Annotated in this window: 2 protein-coding genes; both read right to left on the reverse strand. The window is 33.7% G+C overall.

Annotated elements, in window-relative coordinates; genetic code table 11:
- Window positions 1-131: 131 nt before the first annotated feature.
- Window positions 132-1,361: an MFS transporter gene (locus AC1DTM_RS24215; protein ID WP_477001081.1), complete on the reverse strand. Its 1,230-nt coding sequence runs from the start codon at window positions 1,359-1,361 to the stop codon at window positions 132-134.
- A 1-nt stretch (window position 1,362) separates the two neighbouring features.
- Window positions 1,363-1,899: an NADPH-dependent FMN reductase gene (locus tag AC1DTM_RS24220; RefSeq protein ID WP_002119042.1), complete on the reverse strand. Its 537-nt coding sequence runs from the start codon at window positions 1,897-1,899 to the stop codon at window positions 1,363-1,365.
- Window positions 1,900-1,982 lie beyond the last annotated feature (83 nt).

A 1,982-nucleotide genomic window follows, 5' to 3' on the forward strand; every position in this document is an offset into this window, starting at 1 on the left:
CGAATCGTCATATAAATGATGTATAGCGGAGGTAGTAATAAGATTATAAGCAATATCCATTTGTTCATAAATAAGTTAACACTCCCTTTCTTTTTATTATATAGAAAAAGAAAAGGAGGCAGAAGTATTTTTTAAACAATTGATTTATTAGACACATTCGCTTTCATTTTACGTTTTGAAATTACATAATAAAAAGCAATCCCTAATGATAGGATCAATATAAAGCTTAGTACGTAAAACGGGATCATTACCCCAGCTTTAGATACGCCTGCCGTAAACAACATTAATAATACAATTCGAATTCCTGTACCAATTAGTCGAAATAAGCTGTCCACACGTCCCATTAATTCATTTGGGATTTCTTCCATCATCAATACATTTCTCGCCACTCTCGTTCCAGCATTTCCAATCGCATGAAAAATCGCAAGTCCATATAATAACATAATGGAAGGCTCAATAATCATTGCGGTAATTGAAATTACATAAATAAACATCGTCATAACGATTGAAACTTCTATTTTGACATATTTCATCATGATTGGAATACTTATTCCCGCAATAACAGCCCCTACACCATACATCATACCTTCTATCGCGTATACAGAGGCACTAGCTTTGAGTATATCTGAAATATAAACTGGGATTAAATAATTTGCCATCATAACACCGATAAACGGCATATAAGTGGCAAGTAAAAACCAAAAGAACTTAGGACGTTTTTTCATAAAATGAATACCTTCGAACAATTGCTTCTTAAATGTTACTTTCCGTTTTACTTCTTTTTTCTTTACATACGGTATACATAAGAAAAGAAAAAATGCTCCTGCAAAAGTTAACATATCTACTAACAAGATCCATTTCAAAGAAATGATCTCAATTAAAAAGCTAGCAGCTGCCCCTGAAATAACTTGCGTTAATTGTCCTTGTATTTCCATCGTGCCGCTTAAACTTTTATAATGCTCAGATTGAAATATTTCTTGGTTGAATGCAAAAATTGTAGGATAGAATAATAGATAATAGAAAGAACCCGCTATATAAATAATAATGTAATGAATAGAATTATATGATTGCCCAGAAAATCCCCAAATAGCCATCATTCCTATAATCGCTATCCCGATACCTTCGTTACATAACAACAAATATTTTCTTGAAAAACGATCTATACTTTGCCMAATAAATGGCGTTAATAAAAACATTATGAGAGTTGCAACGATAGAAACATAACCAAATGTCGTCTCTCCTCCACTTTCCCTAATCAATAGCCATGGAATCGTAATCATAACAATCCCAGAACCAATAGCAGATAAACTATTGGCTCCTAGAATGTAATACAAACGAGAATCATGATAAAGAGAGGACATATCACTCAACTCCTAATTGTTTTTTCACCTCTTTATATACGCTCATATATGCTTTTAATTCTTTAACTAAATCATGAATTAATGGTTTTGCATCTTCTCCAAGTTCACCATCTTGCACATGTAATCCATCAAGTACTACTTGTTTTGGGATTGCATTTGCGTAAACGCCTCTAGCGACAGTGCGCATACTATTTAATGCGTTTATTCCCCCTTTACCTCCTCCAGCAACTGCTAGCAATGCGACAGGTTTATGGATGAATTCACTGCTACTTAAGTAATCTAACGAATTTTTCAGCGCTCCGCTCATCGCATTATGATATTCTGGTGTACATAGTACTACACCGTCTGCAGCTTTCACTAAAGCTTTTAATTTTTTTACTGCCTCTAATTCACGTTGTGATTCTTCTCCATTATATATAGGCAATTCCGCTACTGCTAAATCGTATAACTCCCCTTCAAATTGATCTGCAATATATTTTGCCACCACGCGAGTTCTTCCAAACTTTCTTGGTGTACCATTAATTACGACTAGCTTCATAACCATTTCTCCCCTTTGTTTTAAAATTCTACCTTTATATTATCAGAAATTTCTATACAAAATACAGTAAAAAGAGGTAAAAG

This window comes from Bacillus sp. P4_D3, assembly GCF_056401855.1.